Below are 2,901 nucleotides of genomic sequence, written 5' to 3' on the forward strand. Positions count from 1 at the left end.
AACTGGCAAAGAAGGTGAGTGTTTCCGACAGCCGTGCGTATTTCGACGTCCCGCTCACCTTGAGCGGGAAACTTGCGGCCGTCGTGCAAAAGCCGGGCCCAGAAAAATCGGTCACGTCGCCGGATCTCCGCCGGTACGATCGCCATGCGAATCTGTGGGCAGCGACGCGGCTGCGCGTATTCGCCAAGCAGCTGACGCCGCCGGCTGCTGGCCTGACGCCGCTCGAGCGTCTCTATCGCAGCCCAGCGGAGTTCCAAGCCATTCGCGACGCAGCCGTTCAGCAGTTCAAGCACGCGGCATTTTCTGTCACCGAGCGGCACACCCTCACTCGCGATGGGGCGCAGACACTGAACGTGACCATCTCGCGAACACTTCCCTGCGATCAGCTTGCGGATGGTGCCAGCGTAGCCGGCTACGCGTTTTGATCCATTAACGAATCACGTTGCGGTCCGGCTCGTTTAGTCATTTGGGCGAGCCGTGCTGCTGCGTACCGCCTGGGCCGCTGTTTTCTCCGGCGGCCCGGGCGGAGTTTTTCTAAACGAGGAAACGCATGGCATTTTCTTATGACCGAGGCTCGAGCGGCGGCGGCCATCAGATCAAGGCCGGCCAGGCCTACTACGATCTGCGCATGAAGGACGATGGCTTCACGGCCACGTTGCAGCGGTCTGGTTCGCAAGTGAAAAGCTTCGGCGTGGCGATCGCAACCGTGGGCGCCAAGCTGACGGCGCTCGGGGGAATCCTGGTCGGTCCGATGACCGCAGCTGCGAAGATCTTCAAGGACATCGCTGTGGATACGGCTGACCTCGCCAAGAAGCTCAATATTTCGGTCGAGAGCATGTCGGCCCTGTCCTATGCCGCGGAGCGGACTGGCACTTCGATCAAGGCACTCGGAACCGACCAAGAGGCCTGGCAAAAGTTTTTTTCCAATGCCGGTGGTGAAAAGGGATTACAGGCATTGATCGAACGAGCTCGCGAGCTTGGGCTCGTCATGTCCAGCGAAGACGCCAAGTCGGCGGAAGAATACCGCGTCGCGCTGGTCGACCTGCAGGCGACCTTACGAGCGATCACGGCTTCGATCGGCGGTGCGGTGGCTCCCATACTCACTGACATGGCAAAACGAATGCAGGCCACGGCCCAGCGCGTGGGCGAGTGGGTGCGTGGGAATCGGGCACTAATCGCTCAGGCCTTTCAGATCGCCAAGGGCGTTGCCTATGCCGGCACGGCCATCACATTGCTGGGAACGGCTATTGCCGGCGTCGGCGTCTTGATGGGGACAATTGCGACCGGATTCACCGTGCTGGTCGCCAGCGTCACGGCGCTCCTTTCGCCTGTGGGGCTGCTGGTCGCTGGCCTAGCAGGTATGGGGGCCTATTTCCTCTATGCCCGCGGCACTGGGGTGGCGGCCATGTCGGCACTGGGGGGAGCATTCCTACAACTGAAGGACCTCGCCGCCGAGACATTCGGTGGAATATCAGATGCGTTGTCGGCCGGCGATCTGAAGCTGGCCGCGCAAATCTTGTGGGCCACGCTAAAGGCCGAATGGGTGCGCGGAACCAATGCCATCGGCGAAATCTGGAACGAGGCCCTTGCGGGCTTCAACGAGCTGGCAGCCAAAATCGCGCCGCGCATCGTCGACGCATGGGCCGCTGTCAAAACAGGATTCGTCAAGTCCGTCGCGTACATGGGGGACATTTGGGACTCGCTGGCATTGCGAATGATCGAGACATGGAACAACTCGATCGGCAAGATCCTGAAAACCTGGGTGAAGCTCGAAAGCTGGTGGCAGGGTGTCCCCAAAGAGGTCTCTGACTTATTGACCGGTACGATCGACATCGCCACGAACATAAAAAATAAAGGCGCGGGCGATGAGATCGAGAACAACGCCAACGATCGCGAGCGAAAGCGTAATGAGCGTGAAAACGGCATAGAGGACGAACGAAAGCGCCAGCAGGGGGCGCTACCGGATTTCGACGCTGCGGCACGTGCTGCGCGGCAACGTGGATTAGAGGGGCAACTAAAGGCTGACGACGATCTCGCACGTCTCGACGCTGAACGAAAACGACTGATTGCCGAGGCGGCAGCGGCACGTCAGAACGCGGTCCGCAACAACCTCGGCGGGGCGCTACCGGCGTTCGCCAGCTCTGCCGCGAGCAGTATCGTTGGTACGTTCTCTGGCATAGGCGTCGGACGGCTGGGCACGGGGAGCGCCCTCGATACCATCGCAAAGAATTCTCAGCGCTGGGTCGTGTTGGCGGACCAACAGGTTCGTGCGATCGGTGATCTCAGAGGCGAACTACGAAATGTCCGCGGCCCTAAATTTGACGAATAGTACACCAACGGCGATGTGTCGACGCGCGATGCTTGGTTTCGCGTTCAGCGTCGCCGCGGCGTTGCGACTGACCGCGACGGTGGTCGAACGCGATGCCGGCAGACGCCGTAATGGCCCGATGCGTTTTGCCGGGGCATTACGGCGCTTTTTGAAACGGAGATAAACGCGATGGACGACGAGCAGCACGAAGCGTTTGACGAAAAGCCACTCGCCGCCCAGGTCGAGGACTTGCGCCGTGATTTTCAAGAGCTGCTCCGCTGCGGGACTTCAATCATTGCGGAGTGGGACCAACTGCAGGCGCGAATGAGAGAGTGTTGCGTCGCTGCGGACCGTCTCACCGATGTCGTCCAGAAATTGCAGGGAGAGCAATGAAGAAGGCTAAGCAAAAACAGCGGTCAGCACCCGCCGTGGAAAAAGAGGCTGAGCAATGTCCGGCAAGTGCCGCTCCCGAGTGGAAGCCGAGCAACTGCCCATCGTGCGGCAGCGGGATCAAAAAAGCGCCGGTCTCGGAGCGAACCGTCGTTTATGAAATGCCAAACCCGACAGTCGTCTACGGAGTTTTCGTCTGTGAC

At 60.4% G+C, this 2,901-nt stretch carries 4 protein-coding genes; all 4 read left to right on the top strand.

The window, feature by feature from the left end:
- A partial coding sequence (locus VGN12_06475) for a hypothetical protein (GenBank protein HEY4309080.1) occupies positions 1 to 425 on the top strand: 425 nt, incomplete at its 5' end.
- Between the two features lie 125 nt (positions 426 to 550).
- On the top strand, positions 551 to 2,329 hold the full coding sequence (locus VGN12_06480; protein ID HEY4309081.1) for a hypothetical protein: 1,779 nt from the start codon (positions 551 to 553) through the stop codon (positions 2,327 to 2,329).
- A gap of 168 nt (positions 2,330 to 2,497) precedes the next feature.
- Positions 2,498 to 2,701, top strand: a complete 204-nt coding sequence (locus VGN12_06485; GenBank protein HEY4309082.1) for a hypothetical protein — start codon at positions 2,498 to 2,500, stop codon at positions 2,699 to 2,701.
- Positions 2,698 to 2,901: hypothetical protein (locus tag VGN12_06490; protein HEY4309083.1), on the top strand; the 204-nt coding region annotated here is incomplete at its 3' end. The genes VGN12_06485 and VGN12_06490, both read left to right, overlap by 4 nt.

This window comes from Pirellulales bacterium (assembly GCA_036499395.1).
GTDB lineage: Bacteria > Planctomycetota > Planctomycetia > Pirellulales > JACPPG01 > JACPPG01.